The sequence below is a fragment of the Parasedimentitalea nitratireducens genome (assembly GCF_057444295.1).
On record NZ_JBYAXC010000001.1, the window covers coordinates 1046805 to 1071829 of the forward strand.

A 25025-nucleotide genomic window follows, 5' to 3' on the forward strand; every position below is an offset into this window, starting at 1 on the left:
ACGGGCGACCGCTGCCCTCTGACAGTTTGGGTTTCTTGTTGCCTAAGCCGCTGTTTGGTGACAGCCATGCGGCAGTTTAGTCAAACGGGAAACCCAGCCTTATGATGCCCTTCAGCGCCATCCTTGTCGCCGTCCTGCTGCTGCTGATCTCTGCCGTGCACCTGCTTTGGGTCATGGGGAGTACCTGGCCTGCTGTGGACGAGCAAACCCTAGCTAAAACCGTAGTGGGCAGCAAAGACATCGAGCGCATGCCATCTCGTTTGGCCAGCCTGATAGTTGCCATGGTTCTGGCGGCGGCTGCGTATGTGGTTTTGGTTTCGGCCCATTTGATGCCCGGTATTTTGCTGCCGCGCATGTATGAAATCATTTTGGTTGCCATGATCCTGATCTTTTTAGCACGTGGTTTTGCCGCCTATGTGCCAGCCTGGCGGGCGATGGTGCCCGAGCAGCCCTTTGCCAGCTATGATCAAAAATTCTATGCCCCACTGTGCATTGTGATCGCAACACTGCTGTTGGATGTGGCGCTGAGCTAAAGGCTCTGGTTGGTCTCGTGGGGTTTCCTTCGCGCGAAGACCTGCCATAACTGCGCGCAAAGGAGTGTGTTATGAGTTCGTCAAACCCAGACAATACTGACAGCCCGCGCGGGTTGGCCTTTGCCATCTCAGCCTATGTGATGTGGGGGTTGTTGCCATTCTACATGAAGGCCGTGGCGCATATCCCTGCGGCTGAAGTGGTGGCGCACCGGGTGATCTGGGCGGTGCCGATTGCGGGCATCTTGCTGGTGGTTCTGCGCCGCACTGATGATCTGATGGCAGCGCTGCGCAATCCCAGAACCCTGATCATGGGTTGTGTCACGGCGGCGCTGATCTCGGTCAACTGGGGCATCTATGTCTGGTCGATTGCCACCGGCCACGCGCTGGACGCAGCTCTGGGCTATTACATCAATCCGCTGTTCAGCATCTTTTTGGGTGCGGTCCTGTTGGGCGAGCGGCCCACCCGTATGCAGATAGTTGCCATCGCATTGGCCGCTGCCGCGGTAGTGGTACTGACTGTTGCCGCAGGCAAGCTCCCGCTGGTGGCGGTTGGATTGACCCTAAGTTGGGGTTTTTACGCCTTTTTCAAAAAGTCTCTACCTGTGGGACCCAATCAGGGCTTCATGCTCGAGGTTCTGATCCTGCTGCCCGTCGCACTGGGATATGTTGTCTATCTGTCAGCTACTGGAACCGGGCATATCGGTGGAACGGGTATGGATACTGCGCTTTTGTTGGGCTGTGGTCTGGTGACTGCTGTGCCGCTGATCACCTATGCAAACGGGGCCAAGCTGCTGCGACTGTCGACGATCGGTATCCTGCAATACATCGCGCCAACGATGATCTTTGTCATCGCGGTTTTTGTCTTTGGTGAAGAGTTTGACGGAGCACGGATGATTGCCTTTCCGATGATCTGGGCTGCGTTGGTTATCTATTCGATGTCACTGGTCAAACAGATGCGCGCTAAACCAGCCTAGGCGCCCCGAACACCGGGACGCCTGACGTGGTTCAAGCTCGGGGCACGTCAGCCGCAAACCGACTGGCGTTTTCCTTCAGGAAAGTCTCGGCATCTGCGTCCCCCCAGAATGCGGGTACGGATTTGGGGATTTTCAACGCGCGTTGTACTGCCGGGCGAGCATCGATCCGGTCAAACCAGGCCTGAAGATGGTCTAGCCCATCAACCGATACCTTGGCCCAGGGGTAGGCGCGAGCCCAGGGGTAGGTGGCAAAGTCCGCTACCGTAATCTGGTCACCAACCAGATAGTCCCGCCCCTGTAGTCGGGTATCCAGCACTTCAAATAAGCGTCGGGTTTCATCCACATACCGCTTGATGGCAAAGGGGTTGTCTTGACCGTTGGGCGCGGCGATACGCTGGAAATACATTGCCTGCCCCATCATGGGCCCCACGCCACCCATCTGGAACATCAGCCATTGCAAGGTCTCGGACCGCAACTTGGGGTCTTCGGGCAGGAACATCCCGTATTTCTCGGCCAGGTACCACAGGATTGCGCCGCTTTCGAAAACGGCAAAATCATCGTTTGACCGGTCCACGATTGTTGGGATGCGGCCATTGGGGTTTAGCTCCAGATAGGCGGGCACCTTTTGCTCCTTTTTTGAAAAGTCGATGAAAGTCAGGTCATAAGGAATGCCTGCCTCTTCCAGAAACAGCACTGGCTTGTAGCCGTTCATCGTAGCTGCCGTGTACAGATGGATATCTGGCTGGCTCATTCTGCGGGCTCCAGACGCTTGGTAAAGACGTCAGTCAAGTGGCGGTTGTGGCGTGCAAAGTCCGCCTCGATCTGTGGGTTCTTCATCACGTCATAGGAAACAAAGGTCGGCAGCTGCTTTAGCCCAAAGAACTTGGCGTTCTGGTGGGTGGGGTAGAGCAATGTATCAACCGAGGCGCCGGCGAAGAAAGGCTGCGCCGGATCTTCAAAAGACTCTCTTGGCGCGTTGAACGTTACTGACAGCATATAGGTTTTGCCCTGCAGAGCACCGCCCATGCCATAGCCGGCTTTGGGCTCCTCGGCGGTGCGGCCATCACCCAATGTCAGGCGGCCATCCATGCCAGCGGTATAGACTTCGTCTTGGTATTTCTTCAGATTCCACGGGGTTGCCATCCAGTTGACCGGGAATTGCAAGATGATGCTATCTGCCCACTGGTGACTGGCGATTTCGGCCTCAACGTCATAGCCGTCGGCCACAGTTGTTACACGCACCTGATCGCCCCGAGATTCAAAAAACGCCTTGGCGCGGTCAGCAAAGGCGGTGTTCAACCCACCTGGAGCAAATTCGTAAGGCTGATAGCCGTTGATGATGAGAACATTGGACATGCTGGTTTTCCCAAGAAACTAGAGGTTTGTCTTTTCACATCACAGGAGATGGGATATTGGGTTTACTAAAGCAACTAGTATACTTTTGGTAACCTGGTTGGTTGATGGAGATCCGAGATGGACGCACGAGTTATCGAAGACGAACAAGGACGCAGGCGGGCGACTGCGGCCTGTGGCGAGCCTTGCCCGATCGAAGACGGGATGCGGATACTTGGCGGCAAATGGACGGGGTCGATCCTGTGGCACCTGCAGTTCGGCCCGGTTCGGTTCAACGACCTGTCCCGCATGGTGGCTGCAGCCAGCAAGAAGATGATCACCGAGCGTTTGCGCCATCTTGAAGGGAAGGGCTTGGTTGTGCGCGAGGTTGTCGATACGGCTCCGGTTTCGGTGGAATACAGCCTGACCAAGCAGGGAGAGGACGCGCTGGGGTTTCTGGATGAACTTCGCAAATGGGCCGAGGCACTGGAGCCTGAGCAGGTAAGCTAAAACCGGCTTGTTATTTGTGCCGCCAGATTTCCTGCCCAAATCGCATAGGCCTTGGGGCTGGGGTGGAACCCGTCCGATGCGGCCATGTCAGGATGTTGTGGTAGGATCAAGGGCAGGTGGGTGACACCCGTGGTTTGCCTTGCCAGTTCTGCCAGCCCGGCGTCCAGCCGAGCGGCGTGGCGTCCTAAAGTCCAAGCCAGAGGTTGGGGCAACAGTGGGAAGTTCTGCAGTGGTGGCACACCGGTACACAGGATTTGTCGCACTTGGAAACGGGATTTCAACAGGTCGAACAGGGCTGACTGTTGGGCAACAAACCGCGCGTTGGATGTAGCACGGGTGACGTCGTTGACGCCGAGAGCAATAACGGCGCAGTCAAAGGACTCGGGCCGCAGGCTTGTTAGGCGCCGGATGCAGTCTGGCGTTGTGTTGCCGGTTCGAGCCTCTAACCGCCAAGTCACTTGATACCGCTCGGCCAGCCGCGACAGCAATTGCCCACTTAGGGCCTGTTCTTGGTGCTTGGCCCCTATTCCAGCGCCTGAGCTATCCCCGATGATCAGCAGGCGCAGGGTTAGCCCATTCCCGATAGTGCCGGAACGCGGCCCCGGAGGCTCGGGCAATAGCTCTGCCCGCCGCCGCACCCATAATGCTTGCGCCAGTAGCAAGGGCATCAAAGGCAGGCGCAGGATCTGGTCGCTGCCAATCAACTGAGTGCGTCGCGATATTTCAAGAACCGGGGATCCGTCATCACCCGCGCATTCATTGCCTCACGCAGCGCGCCGACGCTTTTATAGGGGCGCATTGCCACCTCGAACTGTTGGATCAAACCGTTATCGTCCAGGGTGATCAGATCAACTCCAACCGCATCCAGTTCCCCGATCTTGCATTCAAATTCCAGCGCCCAGTCGTTGCCGTCCCCCATTAACCGACGATAGCGGAAATCGCTAAAGACCTGACCTACGTGACCCAGTACCGCCGCCACCGGCTCGCGGCCGGTCCAGGTTTTCCAATAGGTCGGCGGCAAAAAGCGAACATCTTCTGCCAGTAGCCCGGCGATCAGGCAGTCGTCGCCTTTGGCCACCACGTCCATCATGTTGCTGATTGTTGGATGCATTTCGTGTCCTCCCGTTTTGCCAATCCTGCGTTGGGTGGGCATTGGCAGCAAGCGCGACGTTGCGGGAGCTTGCCCCCGCAGCCAGCAGGCGTTAGGGCCTGTGCCATGGCCGTATCAAGCGAATATACCCCGCCGCAGGACCCGCTGGAGTTCCTGCATTCCGACGCACAGATTGTGGCGGTGAACAAGCCTGCCGGGTTATTATCGGTTCCGGGCAGGGGAGAGCATCTGGCCGATTGCCTGCTGACACGGGTGCAACTTGCGTTTCCCGAAGCGCTGCTGGTGCATCGGCTGGACCGGGATACATCCGGGGTGATGGTGTTTGGCCTAACTCCGCATGCGCAGCGCAATCTTTCGATGCAGTTTGAACAGCGCACCACGCGTAAGGTTTATGTCGCCCGCGTCGTGGGGCGGGTCGAGCCGCGTTCGGGGACTGTGGATCTGCCGTTGATTGTGGATTGGCCCAACCGGCCACGGCAGATGGTTTGTCACGACACCGGTAAGGCGTCAGTCACAGACTGGAATGTGGTTAAGTACGGCGCGGATGAAACCCGTGTGCGGCTGACACCTAAGACTGGACGAACACATCAGTTGCGGGTGCATATGATGGCGCTGGGGCACCCCATATTGGGCGATCCGCTCTATGCCACCGGCGCCGCAATAGAGCACGACCGGATGATGTTGCATTCGCAAGAGCTGCGGATAAAACACCCCGAAACCAGCCAGTCGATCAAGTTCCGGGCCAAGGCCGATTTCTGACTGCGAATTTCACATAATATGTTTCGCGCGCGAAACATCTTAAGGTTGAGTTAATCGCTGTGTTCAGGTGCGATCTTCATCCAGCCTTCAGGTAGGATGTCCGGATTGCTGAGCTTGGGGTCGCCAAACCAACTGGCTGGCCCGACAATGCGCTTGTCTGGGTTCCGGTTCAGCCAAGCCCCCCACCAAGAAAACGAGCTGTTGCCGATGATGTTGTGGTCACACAGGCTCATCAGCCTCAGGTCCTCAAAGTCGGTCTCGGACCCGTTGAAATCCACCACAACTTTTTCGACGGGCAGGGGCAAGTTGTCCTTGGCCCATTGCGGATCATCGGAAAAGACATAGACCGTTGGGGTCCCGTCCAGCCCCTCCAGCACCCGCGCCAGCGCGGTGTCGTAATAAGCCTGATCACAAAGCACATGAGCCGCAAAGGTCAGGTAGTCCCCGCGACGCACATGCAGGGAGATCGCGGTGCCGCTGGCGATCCGGTCAGCCATCTCGGCATTCTGGGTGTTTGTGTAATCTGGGAAGGTAAAGGCCGCGCAGACTTGGTCCTCAATGTGCGAGAAATAGCGCTCTGACTGCCAGTATCCATGCAGATAACTGCCATCTCCCCAAGTCTCGATCTCGGTATTATATCCCAAGCTCTTTTCGCGACGAAATTTCGGAGCCAGACCTGTGCTGCGCCATAACGCGTAACGTACCGGGCTTTCTTTCTTGAGAGGGGGCAGCGCCGACGGGGCGGTCAGATCCAGATCAAAGACCCGAGTGGGCACACCTTCACCGCGTTGTTCAACCAACCGGGTATCCAGGGCTACGGGAACACCGTGGCGTGCCGCGAGGCCGGCGGCGGCGGCATATTGAAACATCTGGTTTCCCAGTCGGCCATGCAGGCGGGCAGTGATCACGGTGCGGTCCTTTGGCGAAATCGTTCAGCCCTTACTAGGACGTTCAATCCTGCAAGGCTAGCAGCAGGCCGGTTTTCGTATTTCTGTTTATGCGTGCTGTGCAATCCACTGTGAATATGGGCCTACACCAAATTCGGCGTCCGGCGTGTCATCAAGCAGGGAAAGGAATTCCAACGAATGACCGTCGGGGTCCTTCAAATAGATAGAAATCGCAGGCATCCAGCCAATCACCACCGGTTCGCTTACGGGTTCACCGCCAAAGCCAAGCGGTTGCACGCCTGCCTGTTTCAGCTTGTCGGGTAGCTGCCGAACACCTTCTAGATCTGAGCGAAAGGCAAAATGCAGGTGCATTCCCACGGGCGCGGAACCGCTGCCCCATAACCCAAGCATGGCTTGGCTGGGGCCACCGACCCAGAAAAAGGCCACGTTGCGTTCGGGGATTATCCTCGCCAGTCGAAGGCCAAGAGATTCGCGGTAAAAAGCGACGGAACGATCAAGGTCGCGAACGGGAATATGTGTTTCATACAGCCCGTTGATATGCTGACCAATTGGATGTGTGTTATCTTGGTTGTCCATTAAGTGCTCCAAAAATATGAACTTTCGCCCAGTCTGCAAGCTCAACCCTGGTTTAGGTCAAGCATGATTTTTCAGCCCTCTTGACCTGCGGCATTGCTGTTCTTATTTAGCCCTCAGGTTCAGGTCCCTGCCGCTCGCAGCCATTTGGCTATGGTGAAACCTGCTTGATCTACATCTTACGCCCAATCTCATGGTGCGCCGGATGGTAATGCGAGCCCCGTCACTAATTGCGCGCCCGTTTGATAAGACGAGGCAAAGATGATGAATACTCCGAATCTGGCTCCGGTGGTGGAGCTCAAGGCGCAGGCAAAACGTTTGCGCGAGAAATTGCGATCCAGTGGTCATGACATCGGTCACAGCAAGTCGCTTGAACTGCTGGCCCAACAGCACGGCATGCGTGACTGGAATACGCTGACTGCGATGGCTGGCAACAAGCTGCACCTGCGGGTTGGTGATCGTGTCCAGGGACGTTACCTGGGACAACGGTTCACGGCCACGCTGCGTAGTTTGACCCTGCTAGGGGATGGTGAACAACGCCGTGTCACCCTGCATTTCGACGATCCAGTGGATGTGGTGAAGTTCGACAGCTTCTCGGCCCTGCGCCAGCGGGTCAGTGGGACCATCGGATGGGATGGTCGATCGACCAATAAAACCTCGGACGGGGTGCCGCAGTTGATCGTTGAAACGGCGATGCCCTAATAACAGTGGCTGATCCGTTTCTTGCGCTTTGTTTTGCCCTTGGGCCAAGAGCGCAGGAAACGGGTCGCTGCGCATCCTGCGCAATGTTGATGTGCCTCTGTGTCAAAAACATGGAGAACATATTATGGAACTCAAAGACAAAACCATCATCATCACTGGCGCCAGCAGCGGGATTGGTGCTGCTGCGGCACTGTTGTTTGCATCAGAAGGTGCCAATCTGGTGCTGGGCGCTCGCCGCTCTGCTGAGCTAGAGAAAATCTGTGGCCAGATCACCCAGAGTAACGGCTCAGCCATGGCCTTGGCCGGAGATGTCACCGATAGCATCTATGCTCAGGCGCTGGTGGATCTGGCGGTTGAAAGTTATGGAGGTCTGGACGGTGCTTTTAACAACGCTGGCATGATGGGTGACATGGAGCCGGTTTGTGACATGGCAGACCAGAACTGGAACGCGGTAATCGAAACAAACCTGACCAGCGCTTTTTACGCCGCCAAAGCACAGATCCCAGAGATGGTGAACCGCGGCGGTGGTTCGATCTTATTCACCTCGTCTTTTGTTGGATATTCGAATGGTGGAATGCCGGGGATGGCGGCTTATGCTGCGTCCAAGGCAGGTTTGATTGGGTTGGCGCAATCGCTGGCTTCGGATCACGGGGCCGAAGGGGTGCGGGTGAACACATTGCTCCCCGGGGGTACCCTGACCGCCATGGCGGGAGAAGATCCTGATACCCATGAATTCATTTCAAACCTGCACCCGCTGAAACGGATGGCGCAGCCATCAGAGATCGCCCAAGTGGCTTTGTTTCTATTGTCTGACCGGGCTGGTTTTGTCACGGGCAGCCCGGTGACGGCAGATGGTGGTGTATCGGTGCGTTTGGTTTGAACTTTCGCGCACCCTAAGAACGACATTGCCCGGCAAGAAGCCGGGCAATGTTTTTGTTTCGCTGAGTTGTTCCTATTCGGCAGCCCAGCCGCCGACGGCTTTAACCTCCAGGAAGTCCTCGATCCCCCAACTGCCGCCTTCGCGGCCGTTGCCGGACTGCTTCATGCCGCCAAAAGGCGACCCGGCAGAGCGGGACTTGCCGTTCATTTCAACCATACCGGAACGCAGCTGTCGCGCCATTCGGTTGGCACGGGCCATATCTTGGGTCTGGACGTAGTTGGTTAGTCCATAGGGGGTGTCGTTGGCGATTGCTATGGCTTCCTCTTCGGTGTCAAAGGGGATCATCGCCAGAACTGGGCCAAAAATCTCTTCGCGGGCGACAACCATCTGGTTGTTCACATCGACAAAGACAGTGGGTTTGACATAGAAGCCCTTGTCCAGGTCTTCGGGACGACCCGTACCACCGGCAACCAGTTTAGCGCCTTCGTCGATTCCGGCCTGGATCAGGCCCTGGATTTTAGTCCACTGAAGCTCGTTGACGACCGGGCCAATGTGGCGGCCTTCTTCAGAAGCCGGGCCAACGCTGATCTTGTTAGCAACCTCGGCTGCGGTAGCAACCGCTTGATCATAAACACCACGCTGCACCAGCATCCGGCTGGGGGCGTTACAGCTTTGGCCGGTGTTGTTCATCATATGCAGAACGCCACGTTTGACGGCCTTTTCGTCCGCGTCGTCAAAGATCACGTTGGCGCCCTTTCCGCCCAGCTCAAGATGGACCTTTTTCAGAGTGTCAGCTGCGGATTTGGAGATCGCGGTGCCGGCGCGGGTGGAGCCAGTGAACGAGACCATATCAACATCGGGATGCGCTGACAGGGTTGATCCAACACCCACACCGTCGCCATTGACCAGGTTGAAAACGCCAGCCGGGAAGCCTGCTTCGTCCATCATCTCGGCAAAGATCATCGCGTTCAGCGGGCTTTGCTCGGACGGCTTCAGAACCATGGTGCAACCAGCAACCGCTGCGGCGCCAACCTTGAGGGTGATCTGGTTCATCGGCCAGTTCCATGGGGTGATCAGGGCAGCAACGCCCACGGCCTCGTGGATGATACGGTCTTCTGGGGCATGATCGCCCAGCGGTTTTTCAAACTCAAACTTCTTAGCCGCGCGCAGGAAGTTTTGTAGGTGCCAAATACCGGCACCTGCCTGTTGGGTGCGGGCCATGTCGATGGGGGCACCCATTTCGGTGGACATAGCTTGGGCCAAGTCTTCTGTACGGGTTTTGTAAATCTCGACCAGTTTTTCGACCATGGCGATACGTTCCGCCGGTGGGGTGGCGATCCAACCGGGCAGGGCGGCCTTGGCAGCGGCAACAGCGGCGTTTGTATCAGCCTCGGCCCCCAGTGAAATCACGGCACAGGGTTGCTCGGTTGATGGGTCGATGACGTCAAAGTCATTGGCTTGCGACGGGGCGACCCACTGGCCGTTGATGTAAAAATCGCGTTTCTCGATCATGTCCGGTTCTCCCAAAGCAGACTGTGTTCCCGACCGGGCGGTCGGGGAATTGTCGCCACATTGTCACTGTGGTTCTGACTCGGCAAGGGGCCACGATCAATAATTTGATCAAATTATTGAGCTTGAGAGTCGGAAACCGTCTTAGCCCCTTTATTTGTAACGAATGCTTGATGCGTGGATTTCTGCTGGCGTCCCTACCAAGGGGGTGTAACGTTGCGGAACAAGGATTACTTGGGTGTGCATACAACACGCATTTTTTACATAAGAGGAGATCACCATGGGCCTGCGCATTAACGATGTGGTTCCGAATTTCACTGCCGAGACAGATCAGGGAACAGTGACGTTCCATGACTGGATTGGCGATAGCTGGGCAATTCTGTTTTCCCACCCCAAAGATTTCACTCCGGTCTGCACGACCGAGTTTTCAGCCGTGGCGCAGTTGGCAGATGATTGGGCTGCCCGTAATACCAAAGTGATGGGTGTTTCGGTTGATGGTGTCGAAGACCACAAAAAGTGGAAATTGGACATTGAAAAATACGGTGATGCAGCAGCGGGCTTCCCGATCATTGCGGATGACGGTCTGGCTGTGTCCAAGGCTTTTGATATGCTGCCTGCTGAAGCCTATATGCCGGATGGGCGCACCCCTGCTGATAGTGCAACAGTGCGGTCGGTGTTCATTATTGGCCCCGACAAGCAATTGAAGCTGTCGATGACCTATCCAATGACGGTTGGCCGGAATTTTGCCGAGATCCTGCGGGCGCTGGATGGTTTGCAGATGTCATCCAAGGGTGTGGCCACACCAGCGAACTGGACACCGGGAGAGGACGTGATCATTCCACCGGCCGTTTCCAACGAAGATGCCAAGGCCAAGTTTGGTGAGTTTGAGACCATCTTCCCCTATCTGCGCAAAACCAAAGCGCCGCAGTAAGAGATAACGAAGGGGGCAACTTGCCCCCTTCGCATATCAGTTCGCCGTTCGTAATGTTTGGCGAGGTGGCTTGGCTTGTCGGCTTGCTCTGGTGGTTCCGAGATAGACCGAGCCAATGATGATCAGCAGAGCCAGAATTCTCTGAGCAGTCATCGCCTCGCCCAATATTACAACTCCGATGAAGGCCCCACCAACGGGAACCGCAAAGTTGATCTGAGACATCCGTGTTGCGCCAAGACGTGGGACGAGATGAAAGTAGATCAGGTTGGCGCAGGCGGTTGAGAGGAGGCCGAGGTAGAGGATTGCCCCGAGTGAAGAACCGGTGAACGCAAGGCTGCCAAAATCAGCCTGTGTCGTCAGAACAATTGCTCCAACGAATAGTGTACCCACAATCATAGAGCCCGCTGCCATTTCAAGCGGTGGGCGTGTCACGAACCGACGGACATAGACTGTTGATGCGGCGTAACAGAGCGTCGCTGCAATAATCGCGGCTTGTCCCCCTAGCTGCGCGCCCAGTCCTGACAGGGCAGTTGGGCCGACGAGAAGGGCAACACCCCAAAAACCACCCAATGCTCCGATAGCGGTGCGCGGCGTTAGCCGTTCACTGGGGATGGTGACCGAGGCCAGCAGGATGGTTGCAACTGGGGCTATTCCCATAAGGATGGATGCAAGCGCGCTATCTACGGATTGTTCGCCATAGGTGATCAGAAGGAATGGCAGCGCGCTGCCTAGCAGACCTGTTGCTGTGTATGATATCCAGTCGGTTGCTTTGCGTGACAGGGATAGCCTGCGCAATTTTAGCACCACATAGATTATGAGGCTGCCGATCAGCAGGCGACCAAAGACCAGGACCGCGGGGTCGGTGGTCGCGACGCCGATTTTGATGACGGCATATGAGGTGCTCCACATTGCGGCAAGTGCAAGCCAGAGAATGGCATCGGTCCAGGTCGCTTTTGGCATTTTCGAATCCAAGCTTGAATGCTACGTTATTCGTAGCGATAGTTTGCTACGTTTTTAGAAGCAAGGAAAATTTCATGTCTGAGACCAGTCGTCGGGTCGCTAGGTCCGGGGAAGCGGTGCGTGGCTCAAAGAGTGGCCAGCCGATTATGGTGCTTTTTGATCTATTAAGCCGCCGTTGGGCGATGGGCATTTTGTGGAATCTGGCTGACGGGCCAAGAACGTTTCGCGATCTGCAGGCGCGATGTGACTCTGCTTCGCCAAGTGTGCTCAACACGCGCCTAAAGGAACTGCGGGCAGTTGGTCTCGTGGATAAGGCAACAGATGGTTATGTTCTGACCATCAATGGGCGAGAGCTGTTTGAGCGGCTGGAACCTTTGGGAGATTGGGCTGTTGAGTGGGTCCCGAAGATGTAGGCGCTGGGCACCAGTTTCTGATGGCGCTTACCCAGTTGCTGTTTAAGCTAAAAAGCAGGTGCATCTCGAATGGCCATCGGGTAACTCGGAATGCAACCATTTTGCGAATGTGGCTTCAGTCTCTGAAAAAACATCGGGTAAGGAGAATATCATGGCGTCGCTTAAGCGCTGGCTCGATCTCAAACGGCATCCTTGGAAAGCTCCGGCCCACAAGGGCATGAAAGCCTGGAAAGCTGACAATCCGCTCCACTCGCATCTGTATGTTTATGACAACCTACCCGACCAACCCGTTGTTTTGGATGTCGGTGGATTTGAAGGCGGGTGGAGTGACGTCATTCTGGCCAGCCGTCCCAACGCAATCATCCATGTGTTCGAGCCGCACCCGCTTTTTGCAGAAAGCCTGCGCGCCAAGTTCCGTGACACACCAAATGCGCATGTTCATGAATTTGCTATTGGCAGCCAGTCTGGCAAACTGACGCTTAGCGATGCAGGAGATGCGTCGTCCAGTTTTGGTTCAGAGGGCGACGGGTATCACGCAGAAATTCGCCCGGTTGCTGAGTTCTTTGAAACCGAAGGTTTGGCGGTTGTCGATTTGGCGAAGCTCAATATCGAAGCTGGCGAGTATGATCTGTTGCCTGGGCTGATTGATGCGGGATTGATTGGAAAAATCAACCGCTTGCAGGTGCAGTTCCACCTGTTCGATCCTTCAATGGTTGCCGCGCGTGACGCGATCCGCGAGAAACTCTCTGACACCCATACCTGCGCGTGGGACTATCCATTTGTCTGGGAAGAATGGCGCCTAAAATAGATACGGCCAACAAAGGTGTTGTTGCCTGCGTCAAAGCTGCGGTCAGGGCTTGGAGTAGGTCTTGACCATGGCGCGGTACCGGGCTCGTTTCCATTCGCGTCCGAGTTTCTCTAGTAACGGCTTCTTGGCCCCAATCGTGCTGCCACCGGTTTCGGCGGTGCGATCTGTCAGGCAGGCGGGGGCGATGACACCAAGGTGAAACCCAGTGTGCCAGTGCATCTGAAGAAAGGTGTCGACGGGTCGATCAAATGGGGATGAGGCATCTAGCAGGTGTTTCGCGGCAGCGCGACAGACCAGCTGGCCGGATGTCCGCAGTGGCGTGACCTGAGGCTGGATTAGCGTATAACCATCGTGGCTATCGATAACACTGCCCTCACAATCGCGGTTTTGCAGCTGGATATAACCCAACCTGTCGATGTGACGCAGCGCGAGTTCGAAGGCCGTGTCGAAATCCCTGTTCAACTCAACATCATCTTCCAGGATTAGCGCGACATCGGCGTCACTCGCTAATAGTAAAGACCATGCCCTGCGGTGGCTTAGAAAACACCCAATCTCGCCCGGGCGCAAAGAAAACGGGTAGCGCGGTTGGATACGATTGGTTTGATAAGCCGCTGCAAGCTGGGCCTCGGGCAAAGCGGCACCATCAACGGCGTCGACAATTTCAGCATCGGGGCCCAGTTGCGCCAACACCTGCTCGACTTGAGCACGCCGCTGAGTGGCCCTGGCCAGATGAATTACGAGGGGCTTTATCTTCATGCCGAATGGGAACCCGGTTCAGTTGCTGTCGCGTTTGCAGTGTGATGTAGCGTAGCTTTAGCCGTAAAGACAGCGCTGTAATGCATCTGGTGCGGTCATGGCTGGCTTTGAACCAGAGGTTCGGCAAGAAGTTCTTCGATGAAATAGCTCAGCAACTGTAGCCGACCTGTGACCCCTGCCTTGCGGTAGACAGCAGCGCATTGGGCTTTGACCGTGCCTTCTTTGGTTTGGCGCAGGGTGGCAATTTCGGCGACGGGCAGACCTTTGATGGCCAAGAGGGCGACATCCCTTTCGGCGCTGCTGAGCTGCCATTCCGTGAATTGCTGCTCGATAAGTTGGGAAAAAGCGCCCGAGGCAACATCAAGCTGGCGGCGCATTTCTTGCTGGCGGCGCGACAGGGTGCGGATTTGCAGCACAGTGGCGGTGAGACCGCCAACAAGGGCCAGAGACAGCAGTAATTCGAATATGTGGTAACTGGTTGCGTTGACGGGTTCGGGGCGGCCCATCCAATCGCCAACGGCATCGAACACAAAGAAGGTGGCGCAGAGTGCCTGCACCACCAGAAGGAGCCAAAGCCAGAATAAGGCGGATTTCTGCATGTGGCTCCCTGTGGGTTGGTGATCAGTCGTCTTCGACCTCGATTTCTGTCACCTGGCCGGTGGTCATATCAAGGACCAGTTCAGTTTCTACGCCATCGATTAGGACTTCAACCTCGATCTCGTCGTCTTCGATCTCAATTTCCTCGATCACATAGCCCTGCGCTTCGACAACAGAGCGGATCTCTTCTTCGGTGACGCCAATCATATCACCCACCGCGAAGTCAGCCATAGCCAGAACAGGTGTACCAGCGATCAGAGCGGCGAGGGTTAGTGCTTTCAAGTTTTCCATTTTGCATCTCCAAATATGCGTTTCGGTGATGATGATTTGGGGATGCTGGGCGGGATAACGATTGGCTTTGGGTTGGTTCAGGGCGCTATTGGACTCAGGTTTATGGCTGATTTTTAAAGGGGAAATTGCCCTTTCCAGCTTTGACGACTGTTGAGAGCGTGTAAGCTTGGCTAGCAAAGCGTTTAACGAAGCGGTGAACAAGTTGAAAAGAAATGCTGTTTTAGGATTCGCGATGGGTGTGGCGGTTGCCTTGCCTGCCAGCGCGCAACAAAAGCCAAAAACAACTTCGGTGCCGCCAATTCCGCAAGAGGCCTCAAATTCTTGTACGGCCCGAATTGGTGATCTGGCAGTGCCGGTTGATCGCTTGCTAGAGGGACCGACGCTGCATGCCAAGCCACGCATGAACTCAGCTGTGACGGGGGTGCTGCCGATTACGGCGACGGGGATTGTAAAAGGCAAATGTAAAACCCGGCTGCACAATCGGTGGTGTCAGGTGACTTGGGGCTGTCTGAGCGGCTATGCCAGAATGGTCCATATGACCGGAGAAGCCACAAACCCAACGTTACGAACCGCGAAAGTGACAGGATTACCGGTTGATGGGGCGTTGATGCTATACGCTGCTCCGACAGGGCATTCAGAAAAAGTGACCGCGATTTCGCCAACGGCCAAGGTGACAGTACATGAATGTGTTGTGGGCGACGGTACCGCAGTAGCGGAGTGGTGCGCAATTTCGGCCGGTTCGAAATCTGGGTGGGCTCTGAAGCCCTTCTTGCAATTCTAGATACATCGGCAGACTGAATGGGCGATCGGCTGATGTCATCCCGCATGCGCCTTGCGTAATCTGACGAGATTTGAGAAGAGTGAGTTCTTATTTTGTTCTAACGTTTGAGGTGCGGCTTGAGTATTCGCAATATTATCTTTGACTGGGACGGAACGCTGGCAAAGACGCTGGATCTGTGGCTGGAAGGGTACCAGATCTCGTTTAGCCGTCGCGCGCATGATTTTGAGCCCAGTGAAATCGTTCGTGTGTTTTTCCATAACCACAAGGATGTGCCTGTGCGGTATCCGGATATGGATTTTCCGGTGATTGCCAAGGAAACGCGGCAGTACGTTGGGCGGGGACTTTCCACGGTTGATCTATACGACGGCGTGCAAGAGACACTTGCGGCGCTAAGGGACACAGATGTGACGATGAGCCTGGTGACATCAAGCGCGCGGCATCTGTTGGAAGCTGGGCTGAATGCGCATAGTCTTGGCGGAAGCTTCGTGTCCAACTTGGCTGGCGATGATGGATACGGACATAAGCCGTCTCCTATACCGTTCAAGGAAACGCTGGAGAGGCTTGGGGCCAGTGCCAGCGAAACTCTGATCATCGGGGATTCGCATGTTGATGTTCTGGCAGGACAGGCGATTGGTTGCCGTACCTGTTGGTTTGCGCCGCATCAGAACCAGATTTTTCATGATTACGAGCAGATCAGAGAGTTGGGCGCAGATCATGAGATTGGTGAGATGCGCGCGCTGTTGGGAATTGTTTAGCCGCTATTGGAACCGGTCCATTTGCCAGCACGTCCCGAGGTCTTAGAAACGATGGCGCAAAAAAAAAGGCCCCGCCGTTGCCAGCGGGGCCTTTCTGAATTCAATGGGAAACAGGCTTAGTCAGCCTTTTTCTCTTCTGGCTTGATCTCTTCACCAGTTTCCTGGTCAACGATCTTCATCGACAGGCGAACCTTGCCGCGGTCGTCAAAGCCCAGCAGTTTGACTTTGACTTCCTGGCCTTCCTTCAGAACATCCGAAGGGTGGTTCAGGCGGCGGTTTTCGATCTGGGATACGTGCACCAGACCATCGCGCTTGCCAAAGAAGTTCACAAACGCGCCGAAGTCGACGATTTTGACAACTTTACCAGTGTAGATGGCACCTTCTTCAGGCTCGGCAACGATCGAATAGATCATGTCGTAGGCCTTCTTGATCGAGTCGCCGTTTGGCGATGCGATCTTGATGATGCCGTCGTCGTTGATGTCGACTTTAGCGCCGGACACTTCAACGATTTCGCGGATCACTTTACCACCCGAACCGATCACTTCACGGATCTTGTCGGTTGGAACCTGCATGGTTTCGATGCGAGGCGCGTGAACCGAGAAATCAGAAGCTTCGGTCAGTGCGTTTGCCATCTCACCCAGGATGTGGACACGGCCAGCTTTGGCCTGAGCCAATGCTTTTTCCATGATTTCAGGTGTGATGCCTGCAATCTTGATGTCCATCTGCAGCGAAGTGATACCTTTTTCGGTACCGGCCACTTTGAAGTCCATGTCGCCGAGGTGGTCTTCGTCACCCAGGATGTCGGACAGGATCGCATAGGAACCGTCTTCTTCCAGGATCAGACCCATTGCAACGCCAGCAACTGGGGCTTTCAGAGGTACACCAGCGTCCATCATCGACAGCGAGCCGCCGCAGACAGAAGCCATCGAGGACGAACCGTTTGATTCGGTGATCTCCGACACCAAACGAATGGTGTATGGGAAATCAGTCGAAGCAGGCAGAACAGCCTGAAGCGCGCGCCATGCCAGTTTACCGTGACCGATTTCACGACGGCCCGGACCACCAACGCGACCAACTTCACCAACCGAGTAGGGAGGGAAGTTATAGTGCAGCAGGAAGTTCGATTTGAAGTTGCCGTGCAGGGCGTCGATGAACTGCTCGTCGTCTCCGGTACCCAGAGTGGTGACAACCAGACCCTGAGTTTCGCCACGGGTGAACAGTGCCGAACCGTGGGTCCGTGGCAGCAGGCCAGTTTCCGAAACGATTGGGCGGATCTCGTCAGTCTTACGACCGTCGATACGAACACCAGTTTTAACAACGTCACCGCGCAGGATGCCAGCTTCGAGCTTTTTCAGAGCGGAACCAAGGTTCGCGTCGTCAAGTTGCTCTTCGGTCAGGGCAGCTTTGATGGTGTCACGTGCAGCGGCAACAGCGGAAGTGCGCTCTTGCTTGTCGCTGATCGCAAATGCAGCGCGCATGTCAGCGTCGCCAGCGGCCTTAACGGCTTCGAACAGGTCCGAGTAGTCAGGTGCCGCAAAGTCGAACGGCTCTTTGGCGCAATCTTCGGCCAGATCAATGATCAGGTCGATAACCGGCTGGATCTGCTCGTGAGCAAAGTTCACCGCACCCAGCATTTCTGCTTCGGTCAGTTCGTATGCTTCCGATTCCACCATCATCACTGCGTCTTTGGTACCGGCAACAACCAGGTCCAAACGCTGTTCTGGGTTCAGGCGCAGGTCCTGCATGTCGTCAACAGTTGGGTTCAGAACATAGTCACCATCTTCAAAGCCGACGCGGCAGCTGGCGATTGGGCCCATGAACGGAGCACCGGAGATGGTCAGAGCAGCCGAAGCAGCGATCATTGCAACCATGTCTGGGTCGTTGACCAGATCGTGGGACAGCACGGTGCACATCACCAGAACTTCGTTTTTGAAGCCAGGAACGAACAGCGGACGGATCGGACGGTCGATCAGACGTGCAGTCAGTGTTTCTTTCTCGGTGGGGCGAGCCTCACGCTTGAAGAAGCCACCCGGTACTTTACCGGCGGCATAGTATTTTTCTTGGTAGTGCACGGTCAGGGGAAAGAAGTCCTGGCCGGGTTTTTGCTTGCGGGCAAAAGTTACGTTGGCCATGACCGAGGTTTCGCCCAGAGTGGCGATAACCGAGCCGTCTGCCTGACGGGCAACTTTGCCGGTTTCCAGTGTCAGCGTCTCTTCGCCCCACTGGATCGATTTCTTTGTTACGTTAAACATCAACGTTTCCTACGTAGGCCGCTGGGGCGTATCCCCTTTGGCCGGAAAAATGCGAGCCCTTGCTCGCGACCCTATCCTTCGTATCTGGGGCTCGGGTCTCGGGTGCCCCATTCCAGATTTCCTCGCGTTATAGGGTTTTTGGGCAAAAAGAAAGGTTCAATGCGGTAAAGCCTGTGTGCAGGGCCAATTTTGACGGTTTGCCGCCGATGCAAAGGATAGGTCCGATTAGGCTTCGCGGCGGCGCGGGTGTTTCGCAACACCGTAGGCTTTGCGCGCCGTAACCAAACGCAGATCGTCGGGATCCATGCCCATCGAGAGGATGGTTTCCCGGTCAAATCGGTTACGTGCGGTATCGCGATCGTATTTGGTGCCAAACAGCCGGTCGATCCACCCCATGCCAAAGCTGACATGGAAAGTGGCATCGTGATCGTTGAAGTGGTGGCGCAGGTGGGTGCGCGTGACCCTTTCGCCAAACCAGCCCTTGGGCACATCTAGATGCGCCAGCGTGTGGCAATACTCATAGAAGGTATAAGCACTCACCGATCCAACGGTCAGCGCAACCGCCGGGAACAGTAGAGCCATCTGCCATCCGAGGAAGGGCCAGAGTAGCACGAAGTGAATGGCCAGCGACTTCAGCGCGAACTTCACCGGATACCAATATTGATCACCGGTGAAGAACTCCGGGTCATTGGGAAACTCATGATGACCGATATGGCTGCGGTACAGCTCATTGAACGGGCTTTGTTCAGTGGGGGGCTCGCGGTGCAGCAGGAACCGGTGCATTGCATACTCCACAAAGAACTGGATCACCGCGCCATAGACCAGGGCTAGGACAAACCAGGGTGTCCAGAAAACCACCATGGCGAGGATACCGGCAATCCACAGCGGAAAAAGCCGGTGCAAAGTGGCCATGTGAAGCAAAACGCGCAAAGTTGGTATCATGATGTCCTCCCGTGCGGAAAACCTAGCATGGGTATGGATACTGTCACCGGGGACTTGGCGTCAACTTGCGGCGTTTTCCTTTTGGGCAAACCCTTGGGATAGGCTTTGCAGCTGGGTCAGTTGGGCCTTGTAGAAGACCCAATTTTTGATCTTTTTCGAATTCACCAGCCCAGCCGCTTCTAGTGCTTTCATATGACTGGTGACTGTGGGCTGGCTCAGCCCGCATTTATCTGTGATGAGCCCCACACAGATGCCATCCTTGACCCGACTCCCGTCGCGCTGCGGCGGGAAATGCTCGGTTGGGGCCAGTAACCAATCCATTATTTGTGCCCGATGGGGATTGGCCAGTGCCCGCATGGCAGGCAGCATGTCGACAAGCGCGTTGCTCATATAGGGAATTCTCTATATAGAAGTTTTGCAATGTAGATTCGCATAACGGGACAATGCCATGAAAGAGCTTGAGTTGCTAGAAGAAGCCGATGCACGGGCACGGGAGTATGTTGCAGGTATCGAGGGCCGGCGGGTGTTTCCGAGTGATGCAGATCAGGCGGCGCTAAGTGGTTTCGATGAGGATCTGCCCGATACCGGACGGCCCGCAAGCGAGACCATTTCGATGATGGATACTTTGGGCTCTCCTGCAACGGTGGCCTCGAACGGGCCGAACTACTTTGGGTTTGTCATTGGCGCTAGCCTGCCTGCGGCATCAGCGGCCGAACGGTTGGCCCTGGCCTGGGATCAATGTGCCTCGACAAGTGATGGCAGCCCGGCTGCCGATATACTGGAGAAACAGGCCGGGAGCTGGTTGCTGGATATTCTGGACTTGCCGCGTGAAAGCGCTGTTGCATTTGGCACTTCGGCCACGGCCTGCGGACTCAGCTGTCTGGCGGCGGCGCGGGCGGCGTTGCTGGATCGCTTGGGCTGGGATGTGGTGAATGACGGCTTGATGGGCGCACCTGAAATCAAGGTGATTGTACCCGCATCTACCCATGTCACAGTGCGCAAGGCGCTTCAGATCCTTGGATTTGGCTGGGCGCGAGTGCAACAGGCACCGGTAGATGGGCAGGGGCGGATCATTCCAGATCAGCTGCCCGAGATCGACAGCCAAACCATTCTGATCTTGCAGGCAGGGGAGGTGAACACCGGCGAGTTTGACGATTTTGCCGAGATCATCCCGCGCGCCAAGGCGGCCGGGGCTTGGGTACATGTGGATGGGGCTTTTGGCCTGTGGGCGCGGGCCGCGCCCAAGTTGCGAGCGCTGACCGACGGAGTGGATGGTGCTGATAGCTGGACAACGGATGGCCACAAGTGGCTGAACACACCTTATGACGGGGCCATGGCGATCTGCCGAGATCCACAGGCTTTGGCGCGGGTGATGAACAGCGACGCGGCCTATTCCACCGCCTCGGCGGATGCGCAGAAAAACCTGACACTAGAGTTTTCACGCCGTGCGCGGGGTATTCCGATCTGGGCAGCGCTGCGAACTCTTGGCCGTGAAGGTGTTGCGGAGATGGTTGAGACCCATCACGCGCAGGCACAGCGGATTGGTGACGCCTTGCGCGATGCCGGTTTTGAGGTGCTGAACCGGGTGGTGTTGAACCAGGTGCTAGTGCGCGGTGTTGATGATGCGGCAACACAGTCGATCCTGAAACAGGCGCAAGAAAGTGGTACATCTTGGTTTGGCGGCTCTGTTTGGCAGGACCGCCCAGCATTTCGGATCAGCTTATCTTCGTTCCGCACCAAGGATGAACATGTAGATCGGCTGATTGATCTGCTGCTCCGAATTGGACCGGCGGGTTAGACCATGGCAAAAGTTTGGGCGGCTGGTTGTCGCCTTCTCAAGCAAGCGTGAGCGCAAGGGCCGTGTGCCGTTTCGGCCTTTGTGGTATAAAGGAAGCTTACGAGTTTCGTGAGCGGGGGCGGCGATGTTTCATAGTGGTCTGAAGCTGCTTGTTGCAGCGCTCATTGGCTTGGCCGGGGTCCTGTCATCGCCACTGCTGGCAGCCCCTTTAAATGAATGGAAAACGTCGTGCAGCGTTGATCGGGGGACAATCAAACGGCGCGGCGATGTTTGGACATTCCGAACCAGTGACAACAGATGCCCAAATGGAAGCTGGCAGCAACGCGCCGAGATTCGTTCAAGAGATGTCTCACCCGAGACCCGTGGCGCTTACCTGTTTCAGACCACGATCTCGATGACCGCCCGCCGCCGTGAGAAATTCGACATTTTCCAGATCCATGATGGCCGAAACGGCTGTGCCCCACCTTTGAAAATCACCGTTCTCGAGAGTGGTCGCATTGAATTGGTCAGTGACGTCAAAAAGAAATCGGGCAAGGGGTGCCGCAGGGGCAAACTGTCAAGGCGACCGTCGCGAGGGAAAATCATGCGGGATGGCACCGAACAGGAGTTGAAGGTGCTGATCGAATTTAACGGGCGTGGTGGGTTTGACGCGACTGTCTGGATTGATGGGGTACAACAAACACGAGGGCGCTATCGCAGGCCCAAGGCACCATGGGCTTATCGTTCTAATAAGTTCTATTTCAAACATGGCGTCTATTCGCGCAATGTCTTTGACTATGAACTGGTGTCGCGCGGGATGAGCGTGCGCAGGGTCAACGTGAGCAGGTAAAACTGCTCACAATGTATTTTAGATCGTCGGCATCACTGATTTTGCCAGCGTTGCAGTCTCAATGTGGTCAAGCTGGGCCAGTGCCTGTGGAATATCCAAGCCTCTCGCACGCGCCTTGCGCCACGTTGACAGACAGGAGCGTGGCGACCATGGCAATTTGACCTGCCCAATCCACTTGCGTAGTTCTGGCGGCAGTTTGTCAAAGGCCTCCATCGGGTCTTGTTTGCTGCGGCGGGTCGGGAGGCCAGTGGCCCCCCCGGTTTGCGTTTCGTTTAATTCGTGCCACGTCAGGCAGCCTCAGGCGTGCTTCGCCACTGGGGGAAGGGGTCTTGGATGTCAGTAAAGTCAGCCAGATTTTGCAGGGTTGCATCCTGAAGTAGGCAGGCATCGAGCTTGGTTTTCAGCGCTGCCCAGTCAATGCCGCTGCCGATAAAGACCAGTTCTTGCCGACGGTCGCCAAAGGGTTCGACCCAGTGCTGAGTTAGATAGCTGCGGGCCTGAGTATACTGCGGCCAGTTATTCTCGGGCACCGAGGCCCACCAGGTACCCAACGGCGCCACGCTGGATAGGGCCCCGGCTAAGGAAAACTCGGCCACCCAGTCTGGCCGGTTGGCAAGCCAGAAATGGCCTTTGGCGCGGATCACGCCGGGCAAGTCTCCATTCAACACACCATGGATCTTTTGCGGGTCAAACGGCGCGCGGGCGCGATAGACGTAGGAGGTGATGCCGTATTCTTCGGTCTCAGGCGTATGATCAGCAAACCCATATAGCTCCTTGGCCCACATGGGATGTTCGTGCGCGTGCTCAAAGTTAAACAACCCGGTATTTAGAATAGCGCTGGGCACGACCTGGCCGTGGTTTGTTTCGATAATCTTGGCGTCTGCGTTAAGGCTGCGAATAATCTTGCGCGCGGCATCCGTTTTATCAGGCCCCGCGTCGCTGACTTTGTTCAACACAATCACATCAGCAAATTCCATCTGGTCGGTCAGTAGGTGAATGAGGGTGCGTTCATCCTGGTCGCCAAGGGTCTCGCCCCGGTCAGACAGAAGGTCATGGCTGGCAAAATCCCGCAACAGATTCACGGCATCCACTACCGTGACCATGGTATCGAGCCGGGCAACGTCTGACAGGCTGTGGCCTTCTTCGTCGCGGAACTCAAAGGTGGTGGCAACGGGGAGGGGTTCCGAGATGCCGGTGGATTCGATCAGCAGGTAGTCAAACCGGTTTTCCTCGGACAGGCGGCGGACCTCGTCCAGCAGGTCGTCACGCAGGGTGCAGCAGATGCAGCCATTGGACATTTCTACCAGTGTTTCGTCTGTGTGGCTTAGCTTGGCACCGCCGTCTCGAACCAGATCGGCATCTATGTTCACTTCGGACATGTCATTGACAATAACCGCAACGCGCAGGCCGTCGCGGTTGTTCAGCACGCGGTTCAACAAAGTGGTTTTTCCAGCACCCAGAAAGCCAGACAAGACAGTAACGGGTAGGCGGGGATCAGACATTTCACTCTCCATGCTATGTTATATCGTAACAATCACGATGGAGCGGAAAGCGCAAGACAGCGGAACAAAAAAACCGCGCCCAAGTGGACGCGGTTTAACAAATGAGACTGAGCTCTTTTGCTTAGCGGCGGATGCCCAGACGTTTGATCAGGTCCTGGTAACGGGCCTCATCTTTGCCTTTGGTGTAGTCCAGCAGCTTACGACGCAGAGCAACCATCTTCAAAAGACCACGACGACCGTGGTTGTCTTTTTTGTGGGTCTTGAAGTGCTCGGTCAGGGTGGTGATGCGCGATGTCAGGATAGCAATCTGGACTTCTGGCGAACCGGTGTCGCCTTCCTTAATTGCGAATTCTTTCATCAGGCGTGTTTTTTCTTCAGCTGTAATCGACATCGGGGTCTCCTATAGGGTTTGTGTGAATGGCGCAGGCCGGGATGTCGTCCAGCTCAGGCCCATGGAGTAGTCCCCACTATGAGTGCCGCATATGCGAATCCACAGTGGACGCGCCGATATAGGCGGTTCTGATGAAAATGGCAAAGGTATTATGCGCCGGGCAAAGGCAGGTTAGTTCAATGGCAAACCGGTGAGTGAGCTGCTGGCTTGATCCAGTAGGACAATGTCAGCTCCAGTAAGCCCGGCAGAACTGTTAACTTGCAGGATAGCGACCCCATCAACGAAGACAACGTTTTCGTCCGGAAAATCAGGGTCTGGCTGAACCTCTACATGTGGGTAGGGTTGGTTTTGTAAATCCCACAGCAAAACAAGCTGATCCTGGGAGGGATCAAAATCCAAAATCTCGGCTGTCGTGCCTTCGTCAATCCAGCTCCCGGCTATGACTTGGTCTAACCCATCTCCCAATGTCAGAACGTCATTGGCCCCTGCTACCAAGGTGTCATCCCCTTCGCCGCCATTGACATAGTCGCGGTCAGCACCATCATCGCCTCCGGAAATCAGGTCGTCGCCAACCCCGCCAAACAGGGTGTCCTGACCATCACCCCCGGATAGCCTGTCGTTACCATAGTTTCCGTGGAGCGCATCATTGCCGCTGCCCCCGAATAGGCTGTCGTCATCCTGCCCGCCATGGGCAATGTCATCCCCTTCGCCACCATTCAAATGATCGTTGCCAAAATGGCCAAACAGGCTGTCGTGCCCTTCACCACCCTCCAGCAGATCAGCGTCAGCTTCGCCATGCAACAAATCATCCCCACTCCCCCCGACGACAGTGTCGGCCCCCTCGCCACCATAAAGGTAGTCACCGTCACTGCCGCCCTCCAACAGGTCGTCGCCGCCATAGCCATTGATCTGGTCTATGCCATCGCCGCCAGAGAGGGTGTCGTTACCAGAGCTGCCAGGCAGGATTTCGTCATCCTCAGATGCCGTGTCTGAGGGCAACAAGTCAGACAGGGGAAGGACGGGAACTGTGGGCATCTCATTTTGTGGATTTTGTGACCCGTCGACATCGCCGCCGTCCGCTTCACCGGCGTCGTCGTCAATAAACATCGTTCCACCCAAAGCCATCAGGCCAAGGAGGCTAGCCAACCAGATCATACTCTACCCCACACCCTGGGAAACTCATCAACACGGGGGCAGTGTTACATTTGCCGGGGTGTTCGGCAAAACA

The 25025-nt window shown here is 55.9% G+C and carries 31 protein-coding genes; 13 read left to right on the top strand and 18 right to left on the bottom strand.

What is annotated here, in order from left to right; genetic code table 11:
* The first annotated feature begins 104 nt into the window (after positions 1–104).
* Together AC2T28_RS05270 and rarD are read left to right on the top strand one after the other, a co-directional pair.
* Positions 105–533, top strand: coding sequence for a DUF3995 domain-containing protein (locus AC2T28_RS05270; protein WP_486747890.1), 429 nt, complete (start codon positions 105–107; stop codon positions 531–533).
* Between the two features lie 71 nt (positions 534–604).
* On the top strand, positions 605–1507 hold the full coding sequence (gene rarD, locus AC2T28_RS05275; RefSeq protein ID WP_486747891.1) for an EamA family transporter RarD: 903 nt from the start codon (positions 605–607) through the stop codon (positions 1505–1507).
* 31 nt (positions 1508–1538) lie between these two features.
* On the opposite strand, the gene AC2T28_RS05280 is transcribed toward rarD, so the two are convergent.
* Together AC2T28_RS05280 and AC2T28_RS05285 are read right to left on the bottom strand one after the other, a co-directional pair.
* Entirely contained in the window at positions 1539–2258 is a 720-nt protein-coding gene (locus AC2T28_RS05280; protein ID WP_486747892.1) for a glutathione S-transferase family protein, read from the bottom strand.
* Complete coding sequence (locus AC2T28_RS05285; protein ID WP_486747893.1) at positions 2255–2863, bottom strand: NAD(P)H-dependent oxidoreductase; 609 nt, start codon at positions 2861–2863, stop codon at positions 2255–2257. Before AC2T28_RS05285 ends, AC2T28_RS05280 begins: the two co-directional genes overlap by 4 nt.
* Before the next feature lie 117 nt (positions 2864–2980).
* Between AC2T28_RS05285 and AC2T28_RS05290 the strand changes: the two genes are divergently transcribed.
* A complete protein-coding gene (locus AC2T28_RS05290; protein WP_486747894.1) occupies positions 2981–3349 on the top strand; it encodes a winged helix-turn-helix transcriptional regulator in 369 nt (122 codons plus the stop codon).
* Here AC2T28_RS05290 and AC2T28_RS05295 read toward each other — a convergent pair.
* The gene (locus AC2T28_RS05295; RefSeq protein WP_486747895.1) at positions 3346–4053 is read right to left on the bottom strand and encodes an SGNH/GDSL hydrolase family protein; all 708 of its coding nucleotides are present in this window, start codon (positions 4051–4053) and stop codon (positions 3346–3348) included. The two genes, AC2T28_RS05290 and AC2T28_RS05295, sit on opposite strands and share 4 nt — an antisense overlap.
* The gene (locus AC2T28_RS05300) at positions 4050–4460 is read right to left on the bottom strand and encodes a nuclear transport factor 2 family protein (protein ID WP_486747896.1); all 411 of its coding nucleotides are present in this window, start codon (positions 4458–4460) and stop codon (positions 4050–4052) included. Before AC2T28_RS05300 ends, AC2T28_RS05295 begins: the two co-directional genes overlap by 4 nt.
* A gap of 105 nt (positions 4461–4565) precedes the next feature.
* Between AC2T28_RS05300 and AC2T28_RS05305 the strand changes: the two genes are divergently transcribed.
* The gene (locus AC2T28_RS05305; protein ID WP_486747897.1) at positions 4566–5219 is read left to right on the top strand and encodes an RluA family pseudouridine synthase; all 654 of its coding nucleotides are present in this window, start codon (positions 4566–4568) and stop codon (positions 5217–5219) included.
* A gap of 50 nt (positions 5220–5269) precedes the next feature.
* Here the strand turns inward: AC2T28_RS05305 and AC2T28_RS05310 are convergent, their stop codons facing one another.
* Together AC2T28_RS05310 and AC2T28_RS05315 are read right to left on the bottom strand one after the other, a co-directional pair.
* Positions 5270–6127: an alpha-1,2-fucosyltransferase gene (locus AC2T28_RS05310; protein WP_486747898.1), complete on the bottom strand. Its 858-nt coding sequence runs from the start codon at positions 6125–6127 to the stop codon at positions 5270–5272.
* Positions 6128–6214: 87 nt separating this feature from the next.
* Positions 6215–6703 carry a VOC family protein gene (locus AC2T28_RS05315; RefSeq protein WP_486747899.1) on the bottom strand — a complete coding sequence of 163 codons (489 nt, stop codon included), beginning with the start codon at positions 6701–6703 and terminating at the stop codon, positions 6215–6217.
* Positions 6704–6961: 258 nt separating this feature from the next.
* Here AC2T28_RS05315 and AC2T28_RS05320 point away from each other — a divergent pair, with 258 nt between their 5' ends.
* The gene (locus AC2T28_RS05320) at positions 6962–7402 is read left to right on the top strand and encodes a glyoxalase superfamily protein (RefSeq protein WP_486747900.1); all 441 of its coding nucleotides are present in this window, start codon (positions 6962–6964) and stop codon (positions 7400–7402) included.
* A gap of 124 nt (positions 7403–7526) precedes the next feature.
* Complete coding sequence (locus tag AC2T28_RS05325; protein WP_486747901.1) at positions 7527–8282, top strand: SDR family oxidoreductase; 756 nt, start codon at positions 7527–7529, stop codon at positions 8280–8282.
* A 72-nt stretch (positions 8283–8354) separates the two neighbouring features.
* On the opposite strand, the gene AC2T28_RS05330 is transcribed toward AC2T28_RS05325, so the two are convergent.
* Positions 8355–9794: an aldehyde dehydrogenase family protein gene (locus AC2T28_RS05330; RefSeq protein ID WP_486747902.1), complete on the bottom strand. Its 1440-nt coding sequence runs from the start codon at positions 9792–9794 to the stop codon at positions 8355–8357.
* A 277-nt stretch (positions 9795–10071) separates the two neighbouring features.
* On the opposite strand from AC2T28_RS05330, the gene AC2T28_RS05335 reads away from it, so the two are divergent.
* Positions 10072–10722 carry a peroxiredoxin gene (locus AC2T28_RS05335; RefSeq protein ID WP_486747903.1) on the top strand — a complete coding sequence of 217 codons (651 nt, stop codon included), beginning with the start codon at positions 10072–10074 and terminating at the stop codon, positions 10720–10722.
* Between the two features lie 36 nt (positions 10723–10758).
* Here the strand turns inward: AC2T28_RS05335 and AC2T28_RS05340 are convergent, their stop codons facing one another.
* Positions 10759–11682 (bottom strand): DMT family transporter, encoded by a 924-nt coding sequence (locus AC2T28_RS05340; RefSeq protein WP_486747904.1) that lies wholly within the window; start codon positions 11680–11682, stop codon positions 10759–10761.
* Positions 11683–11756: 74 nt separating this feature from the next.
* Here AC2T28_RS05340 and AC2T28_RS05345 point away from each other — a divergent pair, with 74 nt between their 5' ends.
* Complete coding sequence (locus AC2T28_RS05345) at positions 11757–12095, top strand: winged helix-turn-helix transcriptional regulator (protein WP_486747905.1); 339 nt, start codon at positions 11757–11759, stop codon at positions 12093–12095.
* 151 nt (positions 12096–12246) lie between these two features.
* Positions 12247–12903: an FkbM family methyltransferase gene (locus AC2T28_RS05350; RefSeq protein ID WP_486747906.1), complete on the top strand. Its 657-nt coding sequence runs from the start codon at positions 12247–12249 to the stop codon at positions 12901–12903.
* A 42-nt stretch (positions 12904–12945) separates the two neighbouring features.
* On the opposite strand, the gene AC2T28_RS05355 is transcribed toward AC2T28_RS05350, so the two are convergent.
* From AC2T28_RS05355 to AC2T28_RS05365, 3 genes are all read right to left on the bottom strand, one after another.
* The gene (locus tag AC2T28_RS05355) at positions 12946–13659 is read right to left on the bottom strand and encodes a glycosyltransferase family 25 protein (RefSeq protein ID WP_486747907.1); all 714 of its coding nucleotides are present in this window, start codon (positions 13657–13659) and stop codon (positions 12946–12948) included.
* A gap of 95 nt (positions 13660–13754) precedes the next feature.
* Entirely contained in the window at positions 13755–14258 is a 504-nt protein-coding gene (locus AC2T28_RS05360; RefSeq protein ID WP_486747908.1) for a helix-turn-helix transcriptional regulator, read from the bottom strand.
* A 22-nt stretch (positions 14259–14280) separates the two neighbouring features.
* Positions 14281–14547: a PepSY domain-containing protein gene (locus AC2T28_RS05365; RefSeq protein WP_486747909.1), complete on the bottom strand. Its 267-nt coding sequence runs from the start codon at positions 14545–14547 to the stop codon at positions 14281–14283.
* 232 nt (positions 14548–14779) lie between these two features.
* Between AC2T28_RS05365 and AC2T28_RS05370 the strand changes: the two genes are divergently transcribed.
* Positions 14780–15328: an SH3 domain-containing protein gene (locus AC2T28_RS05370; protein WP_486747910.1), complete on the top strand. Its 549-nt coding sequence runs from the start codon at positions 14780–14782 to the stop codon at positions 15326–15328.
* Positions 15329–15444: 116 nt separating this feature from the next.
* On the top strand, positions 15445–16083 hold the full coding sequence (locus tag AC2T28_RS05375; protein WP_486747911.1) for an HAD family hydrolase: 639 nt from the start codon (positions 15445–15447) through the stop codon (positions 16081–16083).
* A gap of 116 nt (positions 16084–16199) precedes the next feature.
* Here AC2T28_RS05375 and pnp read toward each other — a convergent pair whose 3' ends face one another.
* From pnp to AC2T28_RS05390, 3 genes are all read right to left on the bottom strand, one after another.
* The gene (gene pnp, locus AC2T28_RS05380; protein WP_486747912.1) at positions 16200–18335 is read right to left on the bottom strand and encodes a polyribonucleotide nucleotidyltransferase; all 2136 of its coding nucleotides are present in this window, start codon (positions 18333–18335) and stop codon (positions 16200–16202) included.
* Between the two features lie 225 nt (positions 18336–18560).
* Complete coding sequence (locus AC2T28_RS05385; protein ID WP_486747913.1) at positions 18561–19277, bottom strand: sterol desaturase family protein; 717 nt, start codon at positions 19275–19277, stop codon at positions 18561–18563.
* Between the two features lie 60 nt (positions 19278–19337).
* Positions 19338–19667 carry an ArsR/SmtB family transcription factor gene (locus tag AC2T28_RS05390; protein ID WP_486747914.1) on the bottom strand — a complete coding sequence of 110 codons (330 nt, stop codon included), beginning with the start codon at positions 19665–19667 and terminating at the stop codon, positions 19338–19340.
* 58 nt (positions 19668–19725) lie between these two features.
* Here AC2T28_RS05390 and AC2T28_RS05395 point away from each other — a divergent pair, with 58 nt between their 5' ends.
* Positions 19726–21075 carry a pyridoxal phosphate-dependent decarboxylase family protein gene (locus AC2T28_RS05395; protein ID WP_486747915.1) on the top strand — a complete coding sequence of 450 codons (1350 nt, stop codon included), beginning with the start codon at positions 19726–19728 and terminating at the stop codon, positions 21073–21075.
* A gap of 124 nt (positions 21076–21199) precedes the next feature.
* The gene (locus AC2T28_RS05400) at positions 21200–21904 is read left to right on the top strand and encodes a hypothetical protein (RefSeq protein WP_486747916.1); all 705 of its coding nucleotides are present in this window, start codon (positions 21200–21202) and stop codon (positions 21902–21904) included.
* 18 nt (positions 21905–21922) lie between these two features.
* Here AC2T28_RS05400 and AC2T28_RS05405 read toward each other — a convergent pair whose 3' ends face one another.
* The 4 genes from AC2T28_RS05405 to AC2T28_RS05420 all read right to left on the bottom strand — a co-directional run bounded on the left by AC2T28_RS05405 (position 21923) and on the right by AC2T28_RS05420 (position 24952).
* Positions 21923–22195, bottom strand: coding sequence for a DUF6525 family protein (locus AC2T28_RS05405; RefSeq protein ID WP_486748025.1), 273 nt, complete (start codon positions 22193–22195; stop codon positions 21923–21925).
* A complete protein-coding gene (locus AC2T28_RS05410) occupies positions 22192–23406 on the bottom strand; it encodes a GTP-binding protein (protein WP_486747917.1) in 1215 nt (404 codons plus the stop codon). Before AC2T28_RS05410 ends, AC2T28_RS05405 begins: the two co-directional genes overlap by 4 nt.
* A gap of 121 nt (positions 23407–23527) precedes the next feature.
* Complete coding sequence (gene rpsO, locus AC2T28_RS05415; RefSeq protein WP_486747918.1) at positions 23528–23797, bottom strand: 30S ribosomal protein S15; 270 nt, start codon at positions 23795–23797, stop codon at positions 23528–23530.
* Between the two features lie 171 nt (positions 23798–23968).
* Positions 23969–24952 (bottom strand): calcium-binding protein, encoded by a 984-nt coding sequence (locus AC2T28_RS05420; protein WP_486747919.1) that lies wholly within the window; start codon positions 24950–24952, stop codon positions 23969–23971.
* Positions 24953–25025: the final 73 nt, after the last annotated feature.

Bases quoted from the DNA above. Each gene is read 5' to 3' on its own strand.
- AC2T28_RS05290 (WP_486747894.1), top strand. From the start codon at position 2,981: ATGGACGCACGAGTTATCGAAGACGAACAAGGACGCAGGCGGGCGACT.
- AC2T28_RS05335 (WP_486747903.1), top strand. From the start codon at position 10,072: ATGGGCCTGCGCATTAACGATGTGGTTCCGAATTTCACTGCCGAGACA.
- AC2T28_RS05365 (WP_486747909.1), bottom strand. From the start codon at position 14,547: ATGGAAAACTTGAAAGCACTAACCCTCGCCGCTCTGATCGCTGGTACA.
- AC2T28_RS05280 (WP_486747892.1), bottom strand. From the start codon at position 2,258: ATGAGCCAGCCAGATATCCATCTGTACACGGCAGCTACGATGAACGGC.
- AC2T28_RS05345 (WP_486747905.1), top strand. From the start codon at position 11,757: ATGTCTGAGACCAGTCGTCGGGTCGCTAGGTCCGGGGAAGCGGTGCGT.
- AC2T28_RS05355 (WP_486747907.1), bottom strand. From the start codon at position 13,659: ATGAAGATAAAGCCCCTCGTAATTCATCTGGCCAGGGCCACTCAGCGG.
- AC2T28_RS05320 (WP_486747900.1), top strand. From the start codon at position 6,962: ATGATGAATACTCCGAATCTGGCTCCGGTGGTGGAGCTCAAGGCGCAG.
- AC2T28_RS05400 (WP_486747916.1), top strand. From the start codon at position 21,200: ATGTTTCATAGTGGTCTGAAGCTGCTTGTTGCAGCGCTCATTGGCTTG.
- AC2T28_RS05305 (WP_486747897.1), top strand. From the start codon at position 4,566: ATGGCCGTATCAAGCGAATATACCCCGCCGCAGGACCCGCTGGAGTTC.
- AC2T28_RS05420 (WP_486747919.1), bottom strand. From the start codon at position 24,952: ATGATCTGGTTGGCTAGCCTCCTTGGCCTGATGGCTTTGGGTGGAACG.
- rpsO (WP_486747918.1), bottom strand. From the start codon at position 23,797: ATGTCGATTACAGCTGAAGAAAAAACACGCCTGATGAAAGAATTCGCA.
- AC2T28_RS05395 (WP_486747915.1), top strand. From the start codon at position 19,726: ATGAAAGAGCTTGAGTTGCTAGAAGAAGCCGATGCACGGGCACGGGAG.
- AC2T28_RS05350 (WP_486747906.1), top strand. From the start codon at position 12,247: ATGGCGTCGCTTAAGCGCTGGCTCGATCTCAAACGGCATCCTTGGAAA.
- AC2T28_RS05285 (WP_486747893.1), bottom strand. From the start codon at position 2,863: ATGTCCAATGTTCTCATCATCAACGGCTATCAGCCTTACGAATTTGCT.
- AC2T28_RS05330 (WP_486747902.1), bottom strand. From the start codon at position 9,794: ATGATCGAGAAACGCGATTTTTACATCAACGGCCAGTGGGTCGCCCCG.
- AC2T28_RS05300 (WP_486747896.1), bottom strand. From the start codon at position 4,460: ATGCATCCAACAATCAGCAACATGATGGACGTGGTGGCCAAAGGCGAC.
- pnp (WP_486747912.1), bottom strand. From the start codon at position 18,335: ATGTTTAACGTAACAAAGAAATCGATCCAGTGGGGCGAAGAGACGCTG.
- rarD (WP_486747891.1), top strand. From the start codon at position 605: ATGAGTTCGTCAAACCCAGACAATACTGACAGCCCGCGCGGGTTGGCC.
- AC2T28_RS05370 (WP_486747910.1), top strand. From the start codon at position 14,780: ATGGGTGTGGCGGTTGCCTTGCCTGCCAGCGCGCAACAAAAGCCAAAA.
- AC2T28_RS05385 (WP_486747913.1), bottom strand. From the start codon at position 19,277: ATGATACCAACTTTGCGCGTTTTGCTTCACATGGCCACTTTGCACCGG.
- AC2T28_RS05360 (WP_486747908.1), bottom strand. From the start codon at position 14,258: ATGCAGAAATCCGCCTTATTCTGGCTTTGGCTCCTTCTGGTGGTGCAG.
- AC2T28_RS05410 (WP_486747917.1), bottom strand. From the start codon at position 23,406: ATGTCTGATCCCCGCCTACCCGTTACTGTCTTGTCTGGCTTTCTGGGT.
- AC2T28_RS05315 (WP_486747899.1), bottom strand. From the start codon at position 6,703: ATGGACAACCAAGATAACACACATCCAATTGGTCAGCATATCAACGGG.
- AC2T28_RS05340 (WP_486747904.1), bottom strand. From the start codon at position 11,682: ATGCCAAAAGCGACCTGGACCGATGCCATTCTCTGGCTTGCACTTGCC.
- AC2T28_RS05390 (WP_486747914.1), bottom strand. From the start codon at position 19,667: ATGAGCAACGCGCTTGTCGACATGCTGCCTGCCATGCGGGCACTGGCC.
- AC2T28_RS05270 (WP_486747890.1), top strand. From the start codon at position 105: ATGCCCTTCAGCGCCATCCTTGTCGCCGTCCTGCTGCTGCTGATCTCT.
- AC2T28_RS05325 (WP_486747901.1), top strand. From the start codon at position 7,527: ATGGAACTCAAAGACAAAACCATCATCATCACTGGCGCCAGCAGCGGG.